This window comes from Caulobacter sp. X, from assembly GCF_002742635.1.
Classification (GTDB): Bacteria; Pseudomonadota; Alphaproteobacteria; order Caulobacterales; family Caulobacteraceae; genus Caulobacter.
On sequence record NZ_PEGF01000001.1, the window covers coordinates 1,691,742 to 1,717,530 of the forward strand.

Sequence of the window (25,789 nt, forward strand, 5' to 3'; positions counted from 1 at the left end):
AACGTGTCGCGGCGCGAGCCCGCCCTTAATCGTCGCGGCGGGAACCTTGGATTAAGCATTAACTCCCATGATGCGGGCTCAAACTCGGGGTCGGCTGCGCACCATGTTTCAGATCATCGGCATCGTCCTGCTCTTCGGCCTGGTGTTCGGTTCGTTCATCATGTCTGGCGGCAAGATGGACGTTATCATCGAGGCCGCGCCGCACGAGCTGATGTGTATTCTGGGCGCGGGCATCGCCTCGTTCCTGATCTCGAACTCGATGACGGTCGTCAAAGGCACGGCCGCGGGCTTCGGCAAGATCTTCAAGGGCCCCAAGTGGAAGCCGGCCGACTATCGCGACCTACTGTCCCTGCTGTTCCTGCTGACCAAGACGATGAAGTCCAAGGGCGTCATCGCCCTGGAAAGCCACATCGAAAAGCCGCACGAGAGCAAGATCTTCGAGCGCTACCCGAAGATCACCCACGACCACTTCGCCGTCGACTTCATCTGCGACACCCTGCGGATGATGACCATGAACCTGGAGGATCCCCACCAGGTCGAAGACGCGATGGAAAAGCAGCTCGAGAAGCACCACCACGAGGCGCTCGAGCCGGCCCACGCCCTGCAAAGCCTGGCCGACGCCCTGCCGGCCCTCGGCATCGTCGCCGCCGTGCTGGGCGTGATCAAGACCATGGGCTCGATCACCGAGCCGCCGGCCGTGCTGGGCGCCATGATCGGCGGCGCGCTGGTCGGCACCTTCCTGGGCGTGTTCCTGGCCTATGGCCTGGTCGCCCCGTTCGCCACCCGCCTATCGGCCGTGGTCAACGAGGACGGCGCCTTCTACAAGATCATCCAGGCCGTCCTGGTCGCCCACCTGCACGGCAACGCCGCGCAGATCTCGGTCGAGATCGGTCGCGGCAACGTGCCCTCGCCCGCCCAACCCAGCTTCGCCGAGCTGGAAGAAGCGCTGCAACAGATCCCAAATGAATAATGCGACACGTTCGGGCTCTCGCGTTTGCGCGGAGCCCTGAACACGTTATGCCTTCTGGCAAGACGTCGAAGGACGCGTTGACTCGGAAGGGAAACCTCATGCGCACCACCATGCTCCGTAAGCTCATCATCGCCGGCGTGGCCGTGTCGGCCCTGTCGCTGGCCGCTTGTGGCAAGAAGGAAGAAGGCGGGGACGAGAGCGCCGCCGCCAAGGCCGCCGCCGCCGACGCCAGCACCGTGACCGAAGCCGCCTCGGCCCAGGACCAGGCCGCCGCCGACGCCAACAAGGAAGCCGCCGCCGCCGCCAACGCCCCGGTCGATCCGGCCGACGCCGCCGCCACGGGCGCCACCACGACCACCGCCCCGGCCGACGCCTCGGCCACGGCTGCCGCCGACGCCAAGCCGGCCGAGAAGAAGGCGGCGCACTAAGCTCGACGCTTCGCGAATTTCAGAGGGCCGTCTCCCCGTGAGGCGGCCCTTTTTCGTTGACGCCCGCCCCGCCCCGGCGCTCTAGCAGCCGCATGGATCCCACCGCCCCTTCCAGCCCCCTCGTCTGGCGCGAGGACGGCCTGCCGCAGTCCAGCCTGTACGGCGACGTCTACTTCTCCAGCGTCGACGGCCTGGCCGAGACGCGGGCGGTGTTCCTGCAAGGCTGCGGCCTGCCGGAACGGTTCGCCGGACGCCGCGACTTCGTCGTGGGCGAGCTGGGCTTCGGCTCGGGCCTGAACATCGCCGCCCTGCTGGACCTGTGGCGGCGCGAGAAGCCGGCCGGCGCGCGCCTGCGGGTCTTCTCGATCGAGGCCCACCCGCTGGAGCGCGAAGAGGCCGCCCGCATCCTGGCGCACTGGCCCGAACTGGGCGAGGCGGCGCGGGCGCTGCTGGACGCCTGGCCTGGCCAGGCGCGCGGCTTCCATCGCGTCGACCTGCCCGCCTTCGACGCGGTGCTGGACCTGGCGGTGATGGACGTGGTCGAGGCGCTGGAGGCCTGGGACGGCGCGGCCGACGCCTGGTTCCTGGACGGCTTCTCGCCCGCCCTGAACCCGGCCATGTGGCGCGAGGAGGTGCTAGCCGCCGTCGCCGCCCGCTCGGCGCCCGGCGCGCGCGCGGCGACCTTCACCGTGGCCGGCGCCGTGCGGCGCGGCCTGCAGACAGCCGGCTTCGAGATCGCCAAGCGCCCGGGTTTCGGGCGCAAGCGCGAGCGGCTGGAGGCCTGGCTGCCCGGAGCGCGCGCGACGTCGCGACGCCCCGAGAGTCTGGCGATCATCGGCGGCGGGATCGCCGGGGCGTCGCTGGCGCGGGCGGCGCGGGCCGAGGGTCTGGCCGTCACCGTGATCGACGATCCGGACGGCGTCGCGGCCTCGGGTAATCCGACGGGCCTGGTCACCCCCGCCCTCGACGCCGGCGGCGGTCCCCGCGCGGCGCTCTACGCCCAGGCGTTGGCGCGGGCGACGGCGCTCTACGCCGCAACGCCCGACGCGGTCGTGGCCGAAGGCGTGCTGCAGCTGGCCGGCGCCGAGCGCGACGCCGCCCGCTTCGCCGCCGTGGCGGGCCAGGACATCTTCGAACCCGGGACCATGACGCCGCTCGATGCGGAGACGACCCAAGCGCGACTGGGCGCGGCGACGCCGGCCCTGGCGATGAGCTCGGCGCAGGTCGTTGCGCCGCCGACCATCCGCGCCGCCTGGATCGGCGAGACCCTGCCCGCTCGCGTCGCCAAGCTGGAGCGCGACGGCGAAGGCTGGCGGCTGCTGGACGCGGCGGGCGAGCTGATCCTATGCGCCGACGCCGTCGTGCTGGCCGGCGGCGCGGCGAGCCTGAGCCTCGCCCCCACCCTGCCCCTTCGCCCCGTGCGCGGCCAGGCCAGCTGGACCACCGGCGTCTCGACCAGCGCGCCGGCGGCGTTCGGCGGCTATGCGATCCCCACCCGCGACGGCGTGCTGTTCGGCGCCACGCACGATCGCGACGAGACGGCCGTCGACGTCCGCGAGGAAGACCACGCCCGCAACCTCGCCACCCTGGCCAAGGGCCTGCCCGACCTGGCCGCGCGGCTTGAGGGCAAGGCGTTCGAGGGCCGAGCGGCCGTGCGCGCCACCGTGCCCGACCACCTGCCGCTGGCCGGCCCGCGGGCGGACGGCGCCTGGCTGTTGACGGGTCTGGGCTCGCGGGGTCTGTGCCTGGCGCCGCTGCTGGCCGAGCACGTCATCGCCCGGCTGCTGGACCTTCCCTCGCCCCTCCCGCGCCAATTGTCGCACCTGGCGGATCCGGCCCGTTTCGACTCGCCCGTCCAGGTCGGCGGCGTATAGTTCGAGGCGAGACACGAGGCCGGAGCCCTCAAACCGGCCGCGTCGCGGCGGCCGCCGCCCTCTAGGCCCGCCGTACAGGACGCTCCCGACCCCCATCGGGAGCGTCCTTTCGTTTGGGGCCCGGTTTTCCAAAACGGCCAAAAAGAAAGGGCCAGCCTCGCGGCTGGCCCCCAGGTTTCTCCGAGCGGAAAACCTTAGAAGTTGATCGACACCGTCGAGCGGCGGTTCAGCGGTTCCTTCACGCCGTCGCCCGTGGCGACAGCCGGATCCTTCTCACCCTTCCAGTCGACGGCCAGGGCCGTGGCGTTGACGCCCAGGCCGACCAGACCGTCGGCCACCGCCTTGGCGCGGCGCTCCGAGAGCTTCTGGTTGTACTTGTCCGAGCCCGAGGTGTCGGTGTGACCCGTCACGACGATCTTGGTGGCGTTGCCGCCCTTGGCGTAGTCGGCGGCCTGCTGGACCACGGCCTGGGCTTCCGGCGTCAGCACGTACTGATCGAACGGGAAGTAGACCACGAACTCACGCGACTCGTAGGCCGGAGCAGCCGGAGGCGGCGGCGGGGGCGGAGGCGGCGGAGGCGGCGGGGGAGGCGGCGGCGGGGGCGGAGGCGGCGGGGGCGGCGGCGGGGGCGGCGGCGCGCCGAAGGTGTAGCGCAGGCCCAGGGTCACCGAGGTGTCCTTGTAGCGGCCCGAGAACGTGCCGACGTCCGTGATCCCGCCGCCGGCCGGACCGGCGTTCTGGGTCACCGAACCCCAGTCCAGCTTGCTGGTGCGCAGGTAGCGGCCGGTCAGGTCCATCGACCAGTTCGGGGCGAAGTTCCAGCCCAGGCCGATGACGCCCTGCATGGCGAACGCTTGGTCGACGTCATCGAAGCTGGTGTTCTGGTAGATCGCCGCGCCAGCCGGGACGCCCGACAGTTGGCCGTAGACCTTGTTGTGGACCCAGGCCGTACCGACGCCGGCGCCGATGAACGGGTTCAGGCTGGAGTTCGGGGCCATGTCGTAGATGACATTGGCCATCAGGGTCGAGGCCTTCAACTTGCCGTCAGGCTCGCCGCAGGCCGGAGCCGTCGAGGTGCGGCCGACGCCGGCGGTGCAGAGACCCAGCGGCTGGGCGCCGCCCGTCGTGCCCGTGCTGAAGCCGCCTTGGCCGCGGACGCTCTTGATGTCGCTGGGGCGGTAGCCGTACTCGGCTTCCACGCGCCAGTTCGGCGTGAACTTGTAGCCCAGGCGGCCGAAAGCGGCCCAGTCGTGGTCGCCGTTGAAGTCCCACTGATAGTTGTTGGTGGAGGTCGCCTTGACGGAATCCGGCTCGTGATAGCCGACGTCCGCACCGACGTACCAACCGCTCGTGGCGCTCTGGGCCAGGGCGCCCGAGGCGGCGCTTAGCGCCACCGCAGCTACGCCGACCAGCAACCGCATGTTCATTGCTTTACCCTCTACTTTACGAATGTCGCGGTCCCGACTTGTCTCAGCGGGACCCACGACGACAAACGCGCTCGAACCGGATTCAGGTGTTGCCCTGAGGCCACAGAATGGGGCGAATTGTGAAACCAATGCGGCCCGAAGCCATGATGCGGCAGCGCTTAGCTTGGCTGAAAAAGTGCGCCCTCATGTCGCAAGAGATTGAGATTGAAGGAAAAATCCGCTCCGCCCATACTTCTTCCCCTGGGGCGGCCGGAGCACCTTCGTGAGCATTGAACCTTTTCCTCTGGCCCCGGATGATTTCGCCTCGGTCGCCGGTGGCGAGACGCCCAACGCCTTCGTCAACGCCGACTCCCGCACCGGCGTGGTGGCGGGCAAGACCAGCCTGACCATCGCCCAGGCCGCCTCCCAGCTGCTGCGCGGCGAGCCGGGGTGGTCCAATCTGCTGGAGCAGGCGGCGACGGTCACCTACGCGTACCGGGCCAACGCGCCGACGACGATGCCCGGCGACGCCGCGGGCTTCTCGACCTTCAACGCCGCCCAGATCGCGCAGGCCGAAAAGGCCCTGACCGCCTGGTCGGACGTCGCCAACATCACCTTCGTGCGCGTCGGCGAAGGGACCTCGGGCCCGGCCGCCTACAGCGACAACGCCGCCATCCTGTTTGGCAACTACAGCTCCGGCCAGGACGGCGCGGCCGCCTTCGCCTTCTTTCCGGGCAACACCTCGCCCACGAACCGTTCCGGCGACGTCTGGATCAATTCCACCCTGGGCTACAACACCAACCCCACGGCGACCAATTACGGCGGCATGGTCCTGGTGCACGAGCTGGGCCACGCGATCGGCCTGGACCATCCCGGCGACTACGACGCCGCCGCCAACACCACCCTGACCTACGCCGCCAACGCCGGCTATTACGAGGACAGCCGCCAGTACACGGTGATGTCCTATTTCAGCGAAAGCAACACGGGCGGGGCGTTCAGCGGCGTCTACGCCTCCGCGCCCCTGCTGGACGACATCGCCGCCGCCCAGCTGGCCTATGGCGCCAACATGTCGACCCGCACCGGCGACACCGTCTACGGTTTCAATTCCACCGCCGATCGCGACTGGTTCAGCGCCTCGAGCGCCACGAGCAAGCTGGTCTTCGCCGTCTGGGACGCCGGCGGGACCGACACCCTGGACTTCTCGGGCTACAAGGTCGCCCAGACCATCGACCTGCGGCCCGGCTACTTCTCCAGCGTCGGCGGCCTGACGGGCAATGTCGTCATCGCTCTGGGCGCGACGATCGAGAACGCCATCGGCGGGACCGCCGCCGACACCATCAACGGCAACAGCGCGGCCAATCGCCTGACCGGCGGCCAGGGCTCGGACTCGCTGGACGGCGGCCTGGGCGTCGATACGGCGGTGTTCAGCGGCAAGGCCGCCAGCTACGCCATCACCGCCCTGGCGTCGGGCGGCTGGCAAGTGAAGGACAACGCCGGGACCGACGGAACGGACATCGTCGTCAATGTCGAGAGCCTGGCCTTTTCGGACAAGGCGGTCTCGCTGGTCGACAGCCGGGTCGCCGGCGCCATGAGCAGCCTGCTGCGCCTGACCGCGCTGAGCGCCAGCGCCGATAGCCTGGCCAAGACCCTGGCGGCCGACATGGCCGCCGGCGGGACCTATGACAGCGCCATCGCCCAGGTGATCAAGACCGCGGACTCCACGACGTCCGTGGCGGTGATGTCCTACCAGTTCTTCACCGGCAAGACGCCGACGACCGCCGGCATGGACTATCTGATCGCGCCGGACGGCCCCAACGCCAACAACCTCAACAGCGCCTATTATCAGGGCTTCGACTACGGCAACCGCTACATCAACTTCGCGGTGAACCTGGGCAAGGTCGGCGAGGGGGCGACGGCGTTCGCCACGACCTATGGCGCGCTGAACCTGACCGAGGCGACGCGCAAGGCCTATGCGGCGATCTTCGGCCTGACCCCCACCGACCAGAAGCTGCATGACCTGCTGGACGCCAGCTTCACCCTGAACGGCCAGACCATGACCCGGGCGGAGTACTTCGCCTATTACGGCCAGGACGGACTGAACGGCCAGGGGACCAAGGCCGCCATGGTCGGCTGGCTGCTGGGCGAGGCCGCCAAGGCCGACGTCGGCGTCTACGCCAAGTCCCTGGCGGCCTTCTACGCCGACGAGCTGACCCGCGACGTGTTCGGGGTCGACCTGATCGGCGTCTACGTCAAGGCCGAATACAACCTGACCTGACGCCCGGCGCGTTCCGACGGGCGAGAGCCCGCCCGCCTCTGCTTGGACCTCAGAACTTGAGTAGCTGGAGGCGGTTGGACCAGCGGATCTCGGAGGATCCGGCGGGCAGCGACGCGAAGTCGCCGTCGTGACCCACGCGCATCGGCCCGCCGAAGATCGTCTTCGCGCGTCCCAGGAAGGGTCCCTCCAGCGCCCGCACCGGCAAGGGCGGGATCACGTGATAGAACAGCACGGCCTTGGCGCCCGCCGCCCTCGCCTCGCGCGCCACCGTCTCGGGCGGGCTGTGATAGGTCAGGATGTCCTTGAAGATGTGGGCGTAGTTGCCGCGTCCGGCCTGCGCGGCGACCGACTCCTGCATCGCCACCAGGTTGGGCGCCAGGCCCTCATGGACCAGAAGGTCGACGTTCCTGGACGCGCGGACGAGGCGCTCGGAAGGGCCCGTATCGCCGCTGACGACGACGCTGCGGCCCTTGTACTCGAAGCGATAGCCCACGGCGCCCTCCACGGGGGCGTGGGCCACGGGAAAGGCCCAGACCTTCAGGTCGGGCTTCTCCAGCACCAGGACGTCCGGCCCGTCGCCGGCGGAGAAGACATGAGGATCTCCGCCGAACCCCGATGGCGGAACCACCGCCGGGCCGTGGTGGGCGATACGGTATCCGCGATCGAGGGCGTAGGCCGCCTCGAAGCCGTTCAATACGCTTTCAAGCCCCGGCGGGCCATGGATCGGCAACGGCGCGCGCGCCGCGCCGCCGGCCCAGTGCTGCAGCATCAGCTCGCCCAGGTCGGCGATGTGGTCGGAATGGTAGTGGGTGATGAAGGCGGCCGCGACCGAGGCCGGCGGCAGGTTCATCAACAGCAGATTGCGCGTCGAACCGGACCCGGAGTCGACGACGAACAGATCGCGCCCCGCGACCACCGCCACGCAAGGGCCCGCCCGCGTGGGGTCCGGCATCGGCGAGCCGGAACCGCAAAGACCGACATGCAGGCCGTCGGGCAGGCCCGCCAGGGGATCCGTGGCCAGGGCCAACGCATAGGCCCGACGCATGCCGATCAGCGCCAGGCGATCGCGAAAGAGCCAGGCGCCCCCCAGGGCGATGACGACCACCAGGCCCAACGCCCCCAGCCCGATCCAACGTCCGCGCATGTTCGCCTCCCGCTTTTGGCCGTAGAGGAACATAATGGCATGCATAGTGCCAATAAAAATCGGCGATGGAATGGAGGCGCGCCGCTGCTCGCCGTCACGACCGCGCGCATCTATTGACAGCAATAGTGTCAATAGATGTCATTCAGGCCCGGCTTCTCGGAGACCATCCCCGTGTCCATGCGCACCCTGATCCTGCGAAGCGCGACCACCCTGCTCACCAGCCCCACGCGCCGCCGCCTGGCCCGCGATGGCGCGGCCCTGGCCGCCCGCCTGCGCGGCGAACGCCCGACCGTTCGGTACTTTCATCAGGCCGACGACCCCTATTCGCATCTGGCCGCGCAGATGCTGCCGCGCTTGCGGGCCCGCTACGCGGCGGAGATCGAGGTCTATCTGGCGCCGCCGCCCGAAGACTCGGCCGCGCCCGACCGCGAACGATTGCGAGCCTATGGCGTGCGCGACGCCGCCCGTTTGGCGCGGGCGTATGGCCTGGAATTCCCCGCCAACGCCGCCCTCCCCGCGCCGGAGACAGTCGGCCGCCTGCAGTCCATCCTGGCGGATGCGCTGGAAGGCGACCGCTTCGACCTGATTGCCAAGGCGGCGGGGAACGCGCTGTGGTCGGGCGACCCGCGCACGCTGGAGACGATGGCCGCCCCGAACGGCGCCCCCGGCCTCGCGGACCAGCATCTCGCCGCCGGCGAAGCCAAGCGCCGACGCCTGGGCCACTACCTGGGCGGCATGTTTCACTTCGAGGGCGAATGGTTCTGGGGCGTGGATCGCCTCGGCCGCCTCGAGCGTCGCCTGGCCGACCGAGGCCTGGACCGTAACGCCGGCGCCCCGCCGCTGGCGCCGGCGCTGGAGCCCACCCTAGGTCCGCCGCCGGCCGGGCCGCCGCCGACCATCGAGCTCTGGTTCTCGTTCCGCAGCCCGTATTCCTGGCTCGTCATGCCGCGCATCCGGCGACTGGCCCGCGCCTATGGCGCAAGGCTCGACCTTCGCCCCATCCTGCCGATGGTCATGCGAGGCCTGGCCGTTCCAAGGATCAAGACCCTCTACATCGCCCTGGACTGCAAGCGCGAAGCCGAACGCCTCGGCCTGCCGTTCGGCGCGATCGTCGACCCCGTCGGCGCCGGCGCCGAGCGCGCCCTGGCCGTGCTGCATCACGCCCTGCCGCTGGGCCTGGGCGAAGAGTTCGCCGAACTGGGCCTGAAGGCCGCCTTCGCCGATGGGATCGCCCTGGCCGAGGACAAGGGCCTGTTCGATGTCGCGCGCCGCGCCGGCCTGACCGACGCCCAGACCGCCGCCGCCCTCGCCGACGACGGCTGGCGAACGCGCGTGGCGACTAATCGCGCCGCGCTGCTCGACGCGGGCCTGTGGGGCGCCCCCACCTTTCGCGTCAGCGGCGGGCCCGCGCACTGGGGGCAGGATCGCCTCTGGATGCTGGAGCAGGACATCCGCGCCGCCATGACGCCCGCGATCTGACGCCGAGCCGAAAGCCGGTCGTCGAACGACACGAGCCGACGGCTCGTAAATCACTGAAAGGAAAGGAGGAGAATGGTGGACGCGACAGGGATTGAACCTGTGACCCCTACGATGTCAACGTAGTGCTCTCCCGCTGAGCTACGCGTCCGCCGAAGCGATCCGAAGCGTCTTCGTGAAGACGTCCCGGCCGGGAAGGTGTGGGGGTATAGCGGCGGCTTGGCCGGCGCGCAAGCCGCCCCCAAAACTTTTTCGAGCGGTTTTTTAGGCCGCCATCATCTTCTCCACCTCGGCGACCAGGTCGCGCAGGTGGACAGGCTTGGACAGGACCTTCGAACCGGCCGGGGCGCGGTCCTGCGCCGACAGGGCCACGGCGGCGAAGCCGGTGATGAACATGATGCGCAGGCCAGGGTCGCGGGCGGCGGCCTGGCGGGCCACCTCGATGCCGTCCATGCCGGGCATGACGATGTCGGTCAGCAGCAGGTCCCAGTTGGTGTCGAGGTGCTGGACGGCTTCCTCGCCGTCCGCGCAGGCCGTCACTTCGAACCCGGCGCGTTCCAGGGCGCGGGCCAGGAAGCCGCGGAGGGAGTCGTCGTCTTCGGCGAGAAGGATGCGGGCCATGAGGTCACGTGTCCTGAAGATTAAGAAGTCGTAGCTTTGGGCACCTTAGCAAGTTCAGCGTAAATCGGGGATGAACCTAAACGTCGCGGGCTGTGGACGGATCGCGCCCGAGCTTGATCCTCGACAAATCGCCGTTTGACCCGCAGGGCGCGCGCTTCGATGATGGGCCATGAGCGCTGTCCGGCCGATCCCGTCCGAAACGCTGGAAACCCTTGCCGGACCAGCCTTCGAGGTGCTGCGCGCCGCGCCCGTCGGCGCGCCGCCGCCGACCGCCCTGGTCTTCGCCTCGCCCCACTCTGGCGAGGTCTATCCGCCGGACATGGTCGAGGCCGCCCGCCTGCCGGTCGAGACCTTGCGCGCTTCCGAGGACGCTTTCGTCGACCGGATCATCGCCGGCGCCCCCGCCCTGGGCGCGTCGGTGATTCTCGCGCGCCTGGCCCGCGCCTATGTCGACCTGAACCGTGAGCCGTGGGAGCTTGACCCGTCGATGTTCGACGAGGACCTGCCCGACTACGCCCAAGGTCGCACGGCGCGGGTGGCGGCGGGGCTGGGGGCGATTCCCCGCGTCGCCGGCGAGGGACGGCCGATCTACGCCCGCAAGCTGACCTTCGCCGAGGCCCGCGACCGCATCGAGCTGGCCCACCGCCCCTATCACGACGCCCTGGACCGCCAGCTGGCGGCGGCGCGGGCGGCGCATGGGGCGGCGATCCTGATCGACTGGCACTCGATGCCGGCCGCCGCCGCGCGCGGGATTCGCGGCCGAGGCGGCGCGTGCGACATCGTGCTGGGCGACCGCTTCGGCGCGGCCTGCTCGCCCAAGCTGACCGCCCTGGTCGAGCGCGAGCTGGAAGGCATGGGCTACCGCGTCGCCCGCAACGCGCCCTATGCCGGCGGCTACACCACCGAGCACTACGGCCGCCCGGCCAAGCGCACCCACGCCCTGCAGATCGAGATCAACCGCGCGCTCTATATGGACGAGGACACGCGCGAGCCGACCGAGGGCCTGGCGAAACTGACGGCCGACGCCGAGGCGCTGACGCGCGCGCTGGCGGGGCTCGATGTGGGTGAGCTGAAGTAGCGCCAAGACGCCCTCTCCCCTCGGGAGAGGGCGGGGCCCATGCGCAGCATGGGAGGGTGAGGGGCTTCACCGCTGGCGGCCGAACCTTAAGGCTCTCAAATCGAAACTTTCAGGAAGCAGCGCCGCGTCGCGGATTCGCGGCGGGCCTGGGCGCTTAATACGGGCGGGTCTGTAATCCCTCACCCTCCCACCGCTTCGCTGCGGGCCCCGCCCTCTCCCATGGGGAGAGGGATTCATCCCCAAAACCCCTCCGTCCCCGGCGCGTTGTCGTCGATCAAGGACACGAACCGCCGCTCAGGCCAAAAAAAAGCCCGGTGAAACCACCGGGCCAGTTCATTAGGGAGGAAACGCCCAGGAAGGGCAGAAGCGGCAGCGCCGCCTCACGGGATTGTTTATAGGGTGCGACGCAAAATTGGGCAAGTGAAAAAATGCGGTTCAATTCCTATTTTTCTAAAGGGGATTGAAGCAACGCCTTATGCGACAAGGGTTACGTTAGGTCGCCGGAAGATAGTGCATCATTTTTAGTCATGTTGCGCCGCACAATTCGTTGCGACTGAAACCGTCTCTGTCGAGAACATCACCCAAAGCCAAGCCCGGTAAGGGTTTGACGATGACACCGGTTACCCGCGACAATGCTTTCCGAGGGGTGGGGGTGGATAAATTGAGCGCAGTCGCGTAAAAGCCGCGCGCCTGACGCTTGACGCGTCATCCCTATTCCTCCCGAAAGTCCGTCCGTTCCCATGAACATGCGAAATATCGCCATCATCGCGCACGTCGATCATGGCAAGACCACCCTCGTCGACCAGCTGCTGGCCCAGTCCGGCGTGTTCCGCGCCAACGAAGCCACGACCGAACGGGCGATGGACTCCAACGACCAGGAGCGTGAGCGCGGCATCACCATCCTGGCCAAGTGCACCAGCGTTCTGTGGAACGGCGAGGCGGGCGAGACCCGCATCAACATCATCGACACCCCCGGCCACGCCGACTTCGGCGGCGAGGTGGAGCGGATCCTGGGCATGGTGGACGGCTGCGTCCTGCTGGTCGACGCCGAGGAAGGCGTCATGCCGCAGACCAAGTTCGTGCTGACCAAGGCGCTGAAGATGGGCCTGCGCCCGATCCTCTGCATCAACAAGGTCGACCGCGCCCACGCCGATCCGGACCGCGTCCACAACGAAGCCTTCGACCTGTTCGCCGCGATCGGCGCCACGGACGAGCAGCTGGACTTTCCGCACATCTACGCCTCGGGCCGTTCGGGTTGGGCGACGCTGGACCTGAACCAGCCCAGCGACAACCTTGCCCCGCTGTTCGACCTGATCGTCCGCCACGTTCCGCCGCCCAAGGTCGCCGAGAACAAGGACAAGCCGTTCCAGATGCTGAACGTGCTGATCGAGTCGGATCCGTTCCTGGGCCGCCTGCTGACCGGCCGCATCGCCAGCGGCAAGGCGGTCCCCGGCATGGCCATCCACGCCCTGGACCGTAATGGCGCCGAGATCGAGCGCGGCCGCATCACCAAGGTGCTGGCCTTCCGCGGCCTGAAGCGCCAGCCGGTCGACGAAGGCGCCGAGGCCGGCGACATTGTCGCCATCGCCGGCATGAGCAAGGCCACCGTGGCCGACACGCTGTGCGCCATGGAAGTGACCGAGGCGCTCCCCGCGCAACCGATCGACCCGCCGACGATCTCGATGACCGTCTCGGTCAACGACTCGCCCCTGGCCGGTCGCGAAGGCGACAAGGTCCAGTCGCGCGTCATCCGCGACCGCCTCTTGAAGGAAGCCGAGTCGAACGTGGCCATCCGCGTCACCGAGACCTCGGAAAAGGACGCCTATGAAGTCGCCGGCCGCGGCGAACTGCAGCTGGGCGTGCTGATCGAGAACATGCGCCGCGAAGGCTTCGAAGTGTCGATCAGCCGTCCGCGCGTGGTTTATCAGACCGGCGAGAACGGCGAGCGCCTGGAACCGATGGAAGACGTCGTCATCGACGTCGACGACGAATTCACCGGCATCGTCATCGAAAAGCTGTCGGCCCGTAAGGCCGAGCTGAAGGACATGGGCCCGTCGGGCGCGGGCAAGACCCGCATCCAGCTGCTCTCGCCCTCGCGCTCGCTGATCGGCTACCAGGGCGAGTTCCTGACCGACACCCGCGGTTCGGGCGTGCTGAACCGCGTGTTCAGCCACTACGAGCCGCACAAGGGCCCGATCGACCAGCAGCGCAAGGGCGTGCTCGTCTCCAACTCGGACGGTGAAACGGCGGCCTACGCCCTGTGGAACCTGGAAGAGCGCGGCGTGATGTTCGTCGGCGCCGGCGAGAAGACCTACCAGGGCATGATCATCGGCGAGAACAGCCGCTCGGACGACCTGGACGTCAATCCGATGAAGGCCAAGCAGCTGACCAACGTCCGCGCCTCGGGCAAGGACGAGTCGATTCGCCTGACCCCGCCGCGCCGCATGACCCTGGAACAGGCCATCGCCTATATCGAGGACGACGAGCTGGTCGAGGTCACCCCGAAGAACATCCGCCTGCGCAAGCAGGTCCTGAACCCCTCGTTCCGCAAGAAGCGCACGAAGGAAGACTAGTCTTCCAAGGGTCGTGATTGGGGCCGCCGTTCGCAAGGACGGCGGCCTTTTTCATGGACAATGTCGTAAGCGACGAACCCAGAGCGGGTATTTAAGCGCCCCCTCCGTCACGTCGCCTATCGGCACCGCGCCACCTCCCCCGTTCGGCTTCGCCGCCCTACGGGTCACGGGTGAGGAGGAAGCTCTCCCCTCCTGCCCCGCTTGCGGGGGAGGTGCATCGCCGCGGATACGCGGCGAGACGGAGGGCGCGCTTCAGAGCCAACTTTCGCCAGCGACCTACAGCCTGCCCCTTCACCCCGCCAAGACGAAACAGCTTGCCAGCTTCACCGGATCCGCGCGGTCACACTTAACCGCCAGTTTACATAAACGACGGATATCTCTTCGCTTGGGGAGCGGACCGCCCCCGGGGGATCAGGACACTTGCGTTCCACGATCAGCTTCGTCGGTCGAGAAACGACCGCGCTTTTGTCTCGGATGCTGCCTGCCTTGCCAGAGGCGATGGCCGGCCGCGTCCGCATGGAGCAGGTGCAGAGCATCCTGCGCATGACGCCCGTCATGATGGGCGCGAACATCATCATCGCCATACTGGTCGCCTTCGCGGGCCAGGGCAGTCCGCACACGGACACCCTGACGCTCTGGGCCTGCGCGGTGACGGCCTACGCCCTGCTGGGCCTGCGCGGCTGGGTCGCCTCTCAGCGCCGCCGCAGCCCGAACAAGGCCGTCTCGGCCCGCGGCGTGCGCCGCATCACCTGGCAGGCGGGCCTGCTGGGCCTGCTGTGGGGCGTCCTGCCGATCCTGACCATGCCGGCCGAACAAGGCTTCAAGGGTTCGATGCCGATGCTGGTCGCCTCGGTGATCGCCGGCATGATCGGCTGCGGCGGCTTCGCCCTGCTGACCCTGCCCGCCGCCGCCATCGCCTATTCGACGCCCATGGCCCTGGGCGCGCTGTGGGCCCTGTCGACCAGCCACGACCCGATCCTCTACGCCCTGGGCGGCCTCTTGATCTTCTGCCACGCCGTGGTCGCGGCCTCGTGCCTGTCGCACGCCCGGATCTTCGTCGACCGCCTGGTCGCCGCCGAGGAACTGGAGACCCAGCGCCAGGTGGTCAGCCTGCTGCTCAGCGACTTCGAGGAGGGCGCCAGCGACTGGCTGTGGGAAGTCGACGCCCTGGGCCGCCTGACCTACGTCTCGGACCGCATGGTCGCCGCCGCCGGCGTCGAGCGCGCCAAGCTCTTAGGCCAGCCGATGTCGGACCTATGCGGCGCGGCCGAGGGCCCCGACGGCCCGGTCGCGGCCCTTTCGGCCCTGTTCGTCGAGCAGAAGACCTTCCGGGACGTCGTCGTCTCGATCGAGGTCGGCGAAGCGACTCACTGGTGGTCGCTGTCGGCCAAGCCCGTCCACGACCTGGACGGCCATTTCACCGGCTTCCGCGGCGTGGGCGCCGACATCACCCAGGCCCGCGAGGACCAGGCCCGCATCTCGCGCCTGGCCCATTACGACGTGCTGACCCAGCTGCCCAACCGCCTGTCGTTCCTGCAGGCCCTGAGCCGCGCCTGGACCGAGCACGGCCGCGCCGACCGCGAGCCGCGCGGCGCCGGCTGCGCGGTGCTGTGCCTGGACCTCGACCACTTCAAGGGCGTCAACGACAGCCTGGGCCACCCGATCGGCGACGACCTGCTGGTCCAGGCCTCGGCCCGCCTGCGCGACTGCGTCGGCGACATGGGCCTGGTGGCCCGCCTGGGCGGCGACGAGTTCGCCGTGGTCGTGGCCCCCTCGCCCGGCGCCGAGATCCTGGGCGAGCTGGCCCGGGGCATCGTCGACAGCCTCTCGCGTCCCTACGACGTGCGCGGCAACCACGTGCTGATCGGCGCCAGCGTCGGCATCGCCGAGGCCCCGCTGCACGCCGACGATCCGGACGGCCTGCTGAAGAACGCCGACCTGGCGCTCTACCAGGCCAAGGGCGACGGCCGCGGCGCCTACCGCTTCTTCGAGACCTCGATGGACCTGTGGATCAAGCAGCGTCGCGAGCTGGAGATGGACCTGCGCGACGCGCTGGACAACGACGAGCTGAAGCTGTTCTTCCAGCCGCTGATCGGCCGCGAGGGCGGCCAGGTCACCGGCTTCGAGGCGCTGTTGCGCTGGCAGCACCCGCGCCGGGGCCTGGTCGCGCCGGGCGAGTTCATCGAATGCGCCGAGCAATGGGGCCTGATCGGCAAGATCGGCGAGTGGGTGCTGAACGAGGCCTGCCGCACGGCCGCCAGTTGGCCCTCGCCCCTGACCGTGGCCGTCAACCTGTCGCCCCACCAGTTCGTGTCCGGCGACCTGGTGACCCACGTCCGCAAGGCCCTGAAGGCCTCGCGCCTGGCCCCGTCGCGCCTGGAGCTCGAGATCACCGAGGGTCTCCTGCTGCAGGACAGCGCCAAGATCCTGGAGCAGCTGGCGCAGCTGAAGAAGCTGGGCGTGAAGATCGCCATGGACGACTTCGGCACCGGCTATTCCAGCCTGTCGTATCTGTGGCGGTTCCCGTTCGACAAGATCAAGATCGACCGCTCGTTCGTGGCCGAGATGCAGGACAACGCGGCCATCGCCGACATCCTGCGCACCATCGCCCTCTTGGGCCGGACCCTGAACCTCGAGGTCACCGCCGAGGGCGTCGAGACCATCGACCAGGCCAGGCTGCTGGCCGAGATGCGCTGCGACCACTTCCAGGGCTTCCTGTACGGCCGCCCCATGCCCGTCGGCGACATCCCCAGCTTCCTGATGGCCGCCACGGCGCGCCGGCTGCGCGGCTGGCAGGTGGACGAGGACTGGGACGACGACTGGGACGATGAGGCCGCGGCGGGGTGATCTCCACCCCTTCATCAACTTCCGTCATTCCCGCCCTTGTGGCGGGAACCTCTCTATCCGCCGCAAGTGAAGGTGGGGCGGACCGCTGGCGGTCCGCTGGCGCGGCGCGTGCGCACTGAACCAGGGGTTCCCGCCACAAGGGCGGGAATGACGGTTGGATTTGGACTTTTGGTCGAACCGTAATTCGCCCAATAACTCCCCCCATGGTCCATCCCGTCTTCGACAACCTGCCGACCACGATCTTCGAGCGCATGAGCGGCCTGGCCCGCCAACATGGCGCGATCAACCTCGGTCAGGGGTTTCCCGACGACCAGGGGCCGCTGCCCGTCCGCGAGGCCGCCGCGCGGGCGCTGATCGAGGGCTCGAACCAGTATCCGCCGATGCGCGGCCTGCCGCAGCTGCGCGCCGCCGTCGCCGGCCACTACGCGCGCACCCAGGACCTTGAGCTCGATCCCGACGCCGAGATCACCGTCACCTCCGGCGCGACCGAGGCCCTGGCGGCGGCGTTCCTGTCGCTGATCTCGCCCGGCGACGAGGTGGTGCTGTTCCAGCCGCTGTACGACGCCTACCTGCCGCTGGTGCGCCGCGCGGGCGGGGTTCCCAAGCTTGTCCGCCTCTCGCCCCCGCACTGGCGCTTTGATCGCGCGATGCTAGAGGCGGCCTTCTCGGACCGCACCCGGATGGTGGTGCTGAACAGTCCCCTGAACCCCGCCGGCGTGGTCACGCCAGACGAGGACCTGGCCCTGCTGGCGGAGTTCTGCGTGCGCCACGACGTCGTCGCCATCTGCGACGAAGTCTGGGAGGCCGTGGTGTTAGACGGCCGCCGCCACCGGCCGCTGATGACCTTCCCCGGCATGCGCGAGCGGACCGTCAAGATCGGCTCGGCCGGCAAGCTGTTCGGCATGACCGGCTGGAAGGTCGGTTTCCTGATGGCCGCCCCGGCCTTGACCCGGGCGCTCGCCGCCGCCCACCAGTTCCTGACCTTCACGACGCCGCCGAACCTGCAGGCGGGCGTGGCCTGGGGCCTTGAGCACCACCGCGCCTGGTTCGACGAGATGCCCGCCGCCCTGCAGCGCTCCCGCGATCGCCTGGCCGCCGGCCTGCGCGCCGCCGGCTATGTCGTGCTGGAGAGCCAGGGGACCTACTTCCTGAACGTCGACCTCGCCGCCTCGGGGATCGCCCTGGACGACGTGACGTTCTGCGAGCGCTGCGTGACGGACTTCGGCGTCGCGGCCATCCCGGTCTCGGCCTTCTTCGCGGAGGATCCGGTGACGAGCGTCGTCCGCCTGTGCTTCGCCAAGTCCGACGAGACGCTGGACGCGGCGGTGGAGCGATTGGCCGCGGCGCGAAAGATGCTCCCCCGCGATGCGGGGGAGCTGTCGCGGAGCGACTGAGGGGGCTAACGCGGCATAGGCGGAGCTTGCCCCCTCCGGCCCTCCGGGCCACCTCCCCCGCATCGCGGGGGAGGATCTAAGTCTCCCCTACCCCACCGCCTCGCGCGTCCGGGTCAGACACCGGTCCATCACCGACAGCAGGTTGCGCAGGTCGATCGGCTTGGCCACGTGGGCGTCGCAGCCGGCGTCGAGGCAGGTCTTGATCTGGGCGGACATCACGTCGGCGGTCAGGGCGATCACCGGCAGGCGGTAGAAGCGCGGGTCCAGGCGCAGGCGGCGCGTGGCCTCCAGGCCGTCCAGCACCGGCATGTTGACGTCCATCAGCACCAGATCGATGGGGCGCTGGGCCAGGACATCGAGCGCGACCTGGCCGTTCTCGGCCTCGATAAGCTCGCAGTCGAACGGCTCGAGGAACAGGCGGATGACCCGGCGATTGACCGGATGGTCGTCGACCACCAGCACCCGGCGGCCGTGCAGGGCGGCGAAGCCCTCGGCGGCGTCGGCGGCGTCGTCCGCGCCGGTCGTGGCCTCGACGGGCTCGGCCGGGTCGACCAGCATCTCGATCGTGAAGACCGAGCCGCGGCCCTCCTCGCTTTCGACCTTGATCTCGCCGCGCATCATCTTGACGAGGCGGCGGGTGATGTTGAGGCCAAGGCCGGTGCCGCCGAAGTTGCGGGTCGTCGAGGCGTCGGCCTGGGTGAAGGGCCGGAACAGCTTGGCGATCGTCTCCTGGCTCATGCCGATGCCGGTGTCGGAGACCCGCAGGCGCACGCGCACCCGACCGCTATCGTCCGGATAGCAGGCCAGGCCCACCTCGACCTTGCCCTCGGTGGTGAACTTCAAGGCGTTGGAAACGAGGTTCGTCAGGCACTGGCGCACCCGCACGCCGTCGAACATCAGCGGGCCCGGCGGCGCGCTCTCCAGCCGGAACGACAGGGCCACGCCCTTCTCGCGGGCCGTGGGCTGATAGCCGCCGACCAGCCGCGCGCAGCTCCCCACGAGGTCGCCGGTCGTCGGAGCGATCTCCAGCTTGCCGGCCTCGATCTTGGACAGGTCGAGAATGTCGTTCAGCAGCACCAGCAGGGTGTCGCCGCTGTCCAGGATCAGGTCGACCTGCTCGCGCTGCTCGGGGGTCAGCCCCTCGGTCCGCAGAGCCTGGGCCAAGCCCAGCATGCCGTTCAGCGGCGTGCGCAGCTCGTGGCTCATCACGGCCAGGAAGGCGGACTTGGCCTGGTTGGCGGCCTCGGCGCGCTCCTGGGCGCCCTTCAGGCGTCCGGAGGCGCGGCGCTGGTGTATCGCCCAGCCGATCCCGCCGGCCACCAGCACCGCCAGCAGCAGGGCGATGACGACCGAGGCGCGGACCAGGCTGCGCGACAGGCGGACCTGTTCGGCCAAGCGTCGGCTCTCGTCGCGCTTGGCCCGCAGCTCGCCGTCCAGGGCCGCCGACATCTCGGCGACGTTGCGGGCGTTGCGCCGAGCCGTGTTCAAGGCGTCGGCCTTGCGCCAGGCGTCGAGCTCGCGGAAGGCCTGGGCCGAGCGCCCCTCGGCCTGGTCGATATAGGCCTTGATCAGAGCCTCGGCGGCGAGGTCGCGGGGGCCCAGGGCCTCCGGAATGGTCTGCATCCGCTGGAGATCGGCGCGCGCCGCCGACGCCTTGCCCAGCTGCGCCAAAGCGGTCGCCCGGCGGCTCAGCATGATCACCTGCAGGCGCCGCTCCGGCCGGTCGATCACCGCCTTGGCGTCGGCCAGGCAGGTCAGGACCTCCTGAGGCTGATCGGCCAGGGCGGCGATCTTGGCGCAGAGATAGCGGTCCCAGGTCACGAGATCCGCGTCGCCCGAACTGGTCACCCAGCGATGATGCAGGGCCGCGAACCGGCGCGCCTGCTGGATCGCCCCCAGGTCGGCGGCGGTGTAGGCGATGTCGTAGAGCCGCTCGATCTTGCGGATGAAGAAGACGTCGCCCTCGTCCATGTCGGCCGCGCGAGCCATGTGCTCCAGCGCGCCTTCCTTGTCGCCCATGTCGGCCAAGGTGTAGCTGTGGATCTGGTGAAGCTCGGCGAGAATCGGCTGGGCGAGCTTGTCCTGGCGTTCGGCCTCGTTGGTCAGCTCGGTCGCCAACCGCGCGGCGTCGCGCCAGCGGCCCACCTGGCCCAGGTGCCGCACGCGCTCGATCCCGGCCATCAGGCGGATATCGGGGCCCGAATGGTCCATGAACCGCGCCCAGTCGGCGTCGGTGAACACGCGGAAGCCCTGGGTCTCATGTCGGAGGGCCAGCGTCTGGAGCTCGACCAGGGCGGCCAGCGCCGGGTCGTGGTCGCGCCGCGCCACCGCCCGCGCGCGCTCGGCCCAGGCGTCGAAACGCCGGCGCACCTGATTGCTCTTGTAGGCGTACAGGACCCGCCAGGTGTCATAGAGCCGCTGGCGGCCGCTTTCCTTCAGAGCCGCCTCGCCGGCGCGCTCGACGTCCTGATTGTCGGAAGACGGACGGACCGTATCGACGCCGACCTTGCGGCTCAGCTGATCCAGGCGCTGGTCCAGCGACACGCCGGGTTGCGCCTGGACGCTTCCCGCCGCCAAGGTCCCCAGCAGGACGAGTGAAATCAAGAAACGCCGCAAGACCGAATATCCCGGAATCCGGGACCACCCTTCGCGGGAACTGATGTAGGACGCGTTAAGCTTAGCGCGGCCGGCAGGCGTCAGATCGTCGCCCCGCCGTCCACCACCAGCGCCTGGCCGGTCATGAAGCTGCCCGCCTTCGACGCCAGATAGACCGCCGCCCCGGCCAGCTCGTCCGGCTCGCCGATCCGGCGCAGCGGCACGCCCTGGGTCGAGCGTTTCAGGGTCTCGGGGTTTTCCCAAAGGGCGCGGGCGAAGTCGGTGCGGATCAGGCCGGGCGCGATGCAGTTGACCCGCACGTTGTCGGGCCCGAACTCGTGGGCCAGGTTGCGGGCCAGTTGGAAGTCGGCCGCCTTGGAGATGTTGTAGGCGCCGATGATGGCGTTGCCGCGCAGGCCGCCGATCGACGACACGATGATGATCGACCCGTCCTTGCGCGCCCGCATCTCCGGCGCGACCATGCTGATCAGCCAGTGATTGCTGATGATGTTGTTGTCCAGGATCTTGCGGAACTGGTCGTCGCTGATCCCCTCCATCGGGCCGTAATAGGGGTTGCTGGCGGCGTTGCAGACGCAGACGTCGACCCGGCCGAACGCCTTGCGGGTCTCGTCGACCAGGTTTTGCAGCTCTTCCTTGGAGGCGATGTTGGCCGGGACCGCGATGGCCGTCCCCGCGCCGTGCTTGGCGTTCAGCGCCTCGGCCACTTCCTCGCAGGGCCCGGCCTTGCGCGAGGAGATCACGACCTTGGCCCCGTGCTCGGCCATCCGCTCGGCGATCGCCTTGCCGATCCCGCGCGAGGACCCGGTGATGATGGCCACCTTGCCGGAGAGATCGAAGAGGTTCACGGCGGACTCCATAAAACACTTGTTTGAATTTTGGACACAGTGGGACGGAGCGGACGTTGGGTCAAGCATCCGGAAATCCTCCCCCGCTGGGGGGATGATTTTTCCCATCGCCCCTGTCGGCCCCCGCGCCATCGGTCCGTCCTTGAGGCAAGATCACGCCACAAGGAGACGCCCCATGCCCCTCGACGCCGCAGCCGCTTCGGAAGACCGCGACCTCGTCCTGGAACGGATCATCGATGTTCCGCGCGAGACGCTCTACCGCTGCTGGACCACGCCGGAGCTCTTGCCCCAGTGGTTCTGCCCCAAGCCCTGGTACGTCTCGGACGTGCGCCAGGACGTCCGCTCGGGCGGAAACAGCTATCTGGTGATGAACGGCCCCAACGGCGAGCGCGTGCCCCAGCCCGGCGTCTATCTGGAGGTCATTCCGAACGAGAAGCTGGTCTTCACCGACGCCTTCACCGAGACCTGGAAGCCCTCGGCCAAGCCCTTCATGGTCGCCACCATCACCTTGGAGGACCTGGGCGACGGCAAGACACACTACCGCGCCGTGGTCAGCCACTGGACCGTCGAGGACCGAGACACCCACGAGAAGATGGGCTTCCACGAGGGCTGGGGCGTCGCGACCGACCAGCTGATCGCGCTGGCCAAGACGCTGATCTAACCCCCAACCTCTCCGGCGAACGCCGGGAAGATCGCCAGAGCAGATAACGCCGCCCCACAACACCCCTTGGCGCGGGCGGCGAAAGCGGTCATTTGGCCCGCATGACCGCCTCCGCCGCCTCCTCGCGTCTGATCGACAAGGCTCTCGCGCCCCGCTTCGCGCTGCTGTGCCTGGGCATCTGGCTGAACGCCGCCGACACCCTGGTGACGGCGACGATCATGCCCAGCGTGGCGCGCGAGATCGGCGGCTACGCCTATTTCGGCTGGTCGGTGGCCGCCTATCTGACCGGCTCGATCGTGGCCGGCGCCTGCTCGGGCAAGCTGTCCCTGGCGTTCGGTCTGCGGCAGGCTACGGCGTTCAGCGGCCTCGTCTACGCGGTCGGCTGCGCGATGAGCGCCCTGGCGCCGGAGTTCATCACCTTCATCCTCGGCCGCCTCGTCCAGGGCCTGGGGGCCGGCGCGGTCGTGGCCCTGTGCTACGTCGCCATCACCGCCCTGTTCCCCGAGCGCCTGTGGCCGCGCGTCTATGGCGCCGTCGCCGGGGTCTGGGGCGCGGCGACGCTGCTGGGTCCGACCTTGGGCGGCCTGTTCGCCGCCGCCGGCTTCTGGCGCGGCGCCTTCTGGCTGTTCGTGGTCCAGGCGATCATCTTCGTCGGCGCGGTCATGGCCATGCTGCCCGCCGAGCGCGGCGACGCCGCCCGAGGCCGCGCGCCCGTCCCGCAGCTGGCCCTCTTGGTGCTGGCCGTCAGCCTGATCGGCGCGGCCGGCGTCGTCGCCTCGCCCCGCCTGGCCGTGGGCCTGGCGATCGGCGGAGCGCTCGGCATGGCCGCCATGCTGGCCGTCAACACCCGAACCCACGACCGCCTGCTGCCCAAGAGCGCCGCCGACCTCTCGACCGCCACGGGCCTGGGCCTCTTGACCATCTTCTCGACCGAGGCGGCGGTGATCGGCTTCACCGTCTACGGCCCCGCCTTCATCCAGGCCCAGCATCACGCCTCGCCGCTGCTGGCCGGCTATGTGGTGGGCGCGATCGCCGCGGGCTGGACCCTGTGCGCCCTCTTGGTCGGCAAGGTGCCCGCCGAGCGCGACGGCCGCTTCGTGCGGCTGGGCGTGGTGGTGATCCTGCTGGGCGCTCTCGCCAGCGCCTGGGCGATCACGCGCGGAACCCTGACCGAGACGGCCATCGCCCTGGCCGTCATGGGCGCGGGCTTTGGACTCTGCCACGCCTTCATCGCCCGCCGGACCATCGGCGGCGCGCCGGCCGAGGAGCAGGCCATGGCCTCGGGCGCGGTGCCGACCTCGCAGCTGATCGGCGGCGCCACCGGCGCGGCGGGCGCGGGCGCCATGGCCAACCTGCTGGGCTTCAGCCACGGCATAGACCAGACGCTAGCGGCCCAGCGCGGCCCGCTGCTGTTCGCCGCCTTCCTGCCGCTGGCGGTGGTGGGCGTGCTGGCGGCGTGGCGGTTGGGGCGGCGCTAAGCCTCCGCCAGCGCCGTCGCCTCCACCAGCTTCACGACGTCGCCCATGATCTGCGTGATCTTGAAGTCCTTGGGCGTGTAGATCCGCGCCACGCCCATCTGCTTCAGGATCAGGGCGTCGGCCTCGGGGATGATGCCGCCGGCGACGACGGGGATGTGGCCCAGGCCCTCGGCGCGCATCACGCGGATGACTTCTTGCACCAGGTCCAGGTGCGAACCCGACAGGATCGACAGGCCGATCACGTGGGCGCGGGTCTCCTTGGCGCGGCGGACGATCTCCTCCGGCGTCGAGCGGATGCCGTCATAGACGACCTCCATGCCGCAGGCGCGGGCGCGGGTGGCGATCTGCTCGGCGCCGTTGGAGTGGCCGTCCAGCCCCGGCTTGCCGACCAGATAGGTCAGCGTGCGGCCCAGCACCTGGGAGACGCGCTCGACCTCCTTCTTCACCGCCTCGACGTCCTCGGCCTCGCCGGTCGAGACGACGACCGCGACGCCCGTCGGGCCGCGATATTCGCCGAACACCTCGCGCAGGGCCCCGGCCCACTCGCCGGTGGTGACGCCGGCCTTGGCGGCGGAGATCGAGGGTTCCATGATGTTCGCGCCAGAGGCGGCGGCGGCCTTCAGGGCGGAGAGCGCGGCCTCGACGGCGGCCGGGTCGCGCGCCTCGCGCCAGGCCTTGAGGCGGGAGACGACCTCGGCCTCGAGCCTCGGGTCCACGGTCTCGATCGCCCCCTCGCCCGCCGACAGCGGAGAGACCTCGGTTTCGGTCCAGCGGTTGACGCCGACGACGGTCAGGTCGCCGGTCTCGACGGCCCGCACCCGCTTGGCGTTGGAGGAAACGAGCTCGCCCTTCATGTAGTCGATGGCGTTCTGGGCCCCGCCCATCTGGTCGATCAGCGCCAGCTGCGCCAGCGCCCCCTTCGACAGCTCGGCGACCTTGGCCTCGACCACGTGGGAGCCGTCGAACAGGTCCTCGTATTCCAGCAGATCGGTCTCGTAGGCCAAGACTTGTTGAAGCCGCAGCGACCACTGCTGGTCCCACGGGCGCGGCAATCCCAAGGCCTCGTTCCAGGCCGGCAGTTGCAGGGCCCGGCAGCGGGCGTCCTTGCTGAGCGTGACGGCCAGGGCCTCGATCAGGATGCGGTAGACGTTGTTCTCGGGCTGCTGCTCGGTCAGGCCCAGGCTGTTGACCTGCACCCCGTAGCGGAAGCGGCGGGCCTTGGCGTCCTGGACGCCGTAGCGCTCCAAGAGGATCTGGTCCCAGAGTTTGGTGAAGCTGCGCATCTTGCACAGCTCGGTCACGAACCGCACGCCGGCGTTGACGAAGAAGCTGATCCGCGAGGCGACGATCTCGAAGTCCTCGTCGGGGACCTGGCCGCCGGCTTTCACGGTGTCCAGCACGCTGATCGCGGTGGCGAGCGCGAAGGCCAGCTCCTGCTCCGGCGTCGCCCCCGCTTCCTGCAGGTGATAGCTGCAGACGTTCATCGGGTTCCACTTGGGAACCTCGCGATAGCACCAGGCGATCATGTCGCCGATCAGCCGCAGGGACGGCCCCGGCGGGAAGATGTAGGTGCCGCGCGACAGATACTCCTTGATCAGATCATTCTGCGTCGTGCCCTGGAGCTTCTTGCGGTCCGCGCCCTGCTCGTCGGCCAGGGCGACGTACATCGCCAGCAGCCACGCGGCCGGCGCGTTGATGGTCATGGAGGTGTTCATCTTCTCCAGCGGGATCTCGCTGAAGAGCTGGCGCATGTCGCCCAGATGACTGATCGGCACGCCGACCTTGCCGACCTCGCCCCGCGCCAGGATGTGGTCGGGGTCGTAGCCGGTCTGGGTGGGCAGGTCGAAGGCCACCGACAGCCCCGTCTGCCCCTTGGCCAGGTTGGCCCGGTACAGCGCGTTCGACTTCTCGGCCGTCGAGTGTCCGGCATAGGTGCGGAAGATCCAAGGCGGATCGGGCGCATGCTGGTGCGGCGTCGAGGTCATGATCGCTCCCGGTTTTGGCTCTGGCGGCCTTGATTATCGGCGATCATGAACCCGGATTTGCTGCGATGCAATATCCGTTTCGCGAGTGCGAATGAGGGAGTTGAAATCCCTCTCTCTG

General features: G+C 69.2%; 17 protein-coding genes, 1 tRNA gene and 1 pseudogene. 11 read left to right on the top strand and 8 right to left on the bottom strand.

All coding sequences use genetic code 11. The features are described 5' to 3' along the window. Window positions 1-103: 103 nt before the first annotated feature. From motA to mnmC, 3 genes are all read left to right on the top strand, one after another. Window positions 104-970, top strand: coding sequence for a flagellar motor stator protein MotA (gene motA / locus CSW60_RS07810; RefSeq protein ID WP_099536717.1), 867 nt, complete (start codon window positions 104-106; stop codon window positions 968-970). 98 nt (window positions 971-1,068) lie between these two features. Continuing rightward, the gene (locus CSW60_RS07815) at window positions 1,069-1,398 is read left to right on the top strand and encodes a hypothetical protein (protein WP_099536719.1); all 330 of its coding nucleotides are present in this window, start codon (window positions 1,069-1,071) and stop codon (window positions 1,396-1,398) included. 92 nt (window positions 1,399-1,490) lie between these two features. Then, a complete protein-coding gene (gene mnmC, locus CSW60_RS07820) occupies window positions 1,491-3,272 on the top strand; it encodes an FAD-dependent 5-carboxymethylaminomethyl-2-thiouridine(34) oxidoreductase MnmC (protein ID WP_099536720.1) in 1,782 nt (593 codons plus the stop codon). 194 nt (window positions 3,273-3,466) lie between these two features. Here the strand turns inward: mnmC and CSW60_RS24305 are convergent, their stop codons facing one another. After that, window positions 3,467-4,699, bottom strand: a complete 1,233-nt coding sequence (locus CSW60_RS24305) for an OmpA family protein (protein ID WP_099536722.1) — start codon at window positions 4,697-4,699, stop codon at window positions 3,467-3,469. A gap of 262 nt (window positions 4,700-4,961) precedes the next feature. Between CSW60_RS24305 and CSW60_RS07830 the strand changes: the two genes are divergently transcribed. After that, entirely contained in the window at window positions 4,962-6,953 is a 1,992-nt protein-coding gene (locus CSW60_RS07830; protein ID WP_099536723.1) for a M10 family metallopeptidase, read from the top strand. A gap of 49 nt (window positions 6,954-7,002) precedes the next feature. On the opposite strand, the gene CSW60_RS07835 is transcribed toward CSW60_RS07830, so the two are convergent. Further along, entirely contained in the window at window positions 7,003-8,097 is a 1,095-nt protein-coding gene (locus tag CSW60_RS07835) for an MBL fold metallo-hydrolase (protein ID WP_099537603.1), read from the bottom strand. Window positions 8,098-8,232: 135 nt separating this feature from the next. On the opposite strand from CSW60_RS07835, the gene CSW60_RS23630 reads away from it, so the two are divergent. Next, the gene (locus CSW60_RS23630) at window positions 8,233-9,576 is read left to right on the top strand and encodes a DsbA family protein (protein WP_201722987.1); all 1,344 of its coding nucleotides are present in this window, start codon (window positions 8,233-8,235) and stop codon (window positions 9,574-9,576) included. Between the two features lie 73 nt (window positions 9,577-9,649). Here the strand turns inward: CSW60_RS23630 and CSW60_RS07845 are convergent. Both CSW60_RS07845 and cpdR read right to left on the bottom strand, forming a co-directional pair. Next, window positions 9,650-9,724 (bottom strand) — tRNA-Val (locus CSW60_RS07845). A gap of 113 nt (window positions 9,725-9,837) precedes the next feature. After that, window positions 9,838-10,194 carry a cell cycle two-component system response regulator CpdR gene (gene cpdR, locus CSW60_RS07850; RefSeq protein ID WP_066681226.1) on the bottom strand — a complete coding sequence of 119 codons (357 nt, stop codon included), beginning with the start codon at window positions 10,192-10,194 and terminating at the stop codon, window positions 9,838-9,840. A 169-nt stretch (window positions 10,195-10,363) separates the two neighbouring features. Between cpdR and CSW60_RS07855 the strand changes: the two genes are divergently transcribed. Further along, a complete protein-coding gene (locus CSW60_RS07855) occupies window positions 10,364-11,272 on the top strand; it encodes an N-formylglutamate amidohydrolase (protein WP_201722988.1) in 909 nt (302 codons plus the stop codon). 740 nt (window positions 11,273-12,012) lie between these two features. Further along, window positions 12,013-13,845 (top strand): translational GTPase TypA, encoded by a 1,833-nt coding sequence (gene typA / locus CSW60_RS07860; protein WP_099536725.1) that lies wholly within the window; start codon window positions 12,013-12,015, stop codon window positions 13,843-13,845. A 157-nt stretch (window positions 13,846-14,002) separates the two neighbouring features. Here typA and CSW60_RS24355 read toward each other — a convergent pair. Further along, a pseudogene (locus tag CSW60_RS24355) lies at window positions 14,003-14,094 on the bottom strand (hypothetical protein); the annotation flags it as partial. Window positions 14,095-14,319: 225 nt separating this feature from the next. Here CSW60_RS24355 and CSW60_RS07865 point away from each other — a divergent pair. Together CSW60_RS07865 and CSW60_RS07875 are read left to right on the top strand one after the other, a co-directional pair. After that, complete coding sequence (locus CSW60_RS07865) at window positions 14,320-16,692, top strand: bifunctional diguanylate cyclase/phosphodiesterase (protein ID WP_099536726.1); 2,373 nt, start codon at window positions 14,320-14,322, stop codon at window positions 16,690-16,692. A 203-nt stretch (window positions 16,693-16,895) separates the two neighbouring features. Beyond that, window positions 16,896-18,086, top strand: a complete 1,191-nt coding sequence (locus CSW60_RS07875) for an aminotransferase (protein WP_099536727.1) — start codon at window positions 16,896-16,898, stop codon at window positions 18,084-18,086. Window positions 18,087-18,173: 87 nt separating this feature from the next. On the opposite strand, the gene CSW60_RS07880 is transcribed toward CSW60_RS07875, so the two are convergent. Next, complete coding sequence (locus CSW60_RS07880) at window positions 18,174-20,702, bottom strand: ATP-binding protein (protein ID WP_099536729.1); 2,529 nt, start codon at window positions 20,700-20,702, stop codon at window positions 18,174-18,176. 80 nt (window positions 20,703-20,782) lie between these two features. Further along, window positions 20,783-21,547, bottom strand: a complete 765-nt coding sequence (locus CSW60_RS07885; protein ID WP_099537606.1) for an SDR family oxidoreductase — start codon at window positions 21,545-21,547, stop codon at window positions 20,783-20,785. Between the two features lie 175 nt (window positions 21,548-21,722). Here CSW60_RS07885 and CSW60_RS07890 point away from each other — a divergent pair, with 175 nt between their 5' ends. Next, window positions 21,723-22,208 carry an SRPBCC family protein gene (locus CSW60_RS07890; RefSeq protein ID WP_099536731.1) on the top strand — a complete coding sequence of 162 codons (486 nt, stop codon included), beginning with the start codon at window positions 21,723-21,725 and terminating at the stop codon, window positions 22,206-22,208. A gap of 101 nt (window positions 22,209-22,309) precedes the next feature. Next, on the top strand, window positions 22,310-23,686 hold the full coding sequence (locus CSW60_RS07895) for an MFS transporter (protein ID WP_099536732.1): 1,377 nt from the start codon (window positions 22,310-22,312) through the stop codon (window positions 23,684-23,686). Here the strand turns inward: CSW60_RS07895 and CSW60_RS07900 are convergent. Continuing rightward, window positions 23,683-25,671, bottom strand: a complete 1,989-nt coding sequence (locus CSW60_RS07900; protein WP_099536734.1) for a protein meaA — start codon at window positions 25,669-25,671, stop codon at window positions 23,683-23,685. The genes CSW60_RS07895 and CSW60_RS07900 overlap by 4 nt on opposite strands. Window positions 25,672-25,789: the final 118 nt, after the last annotated feature.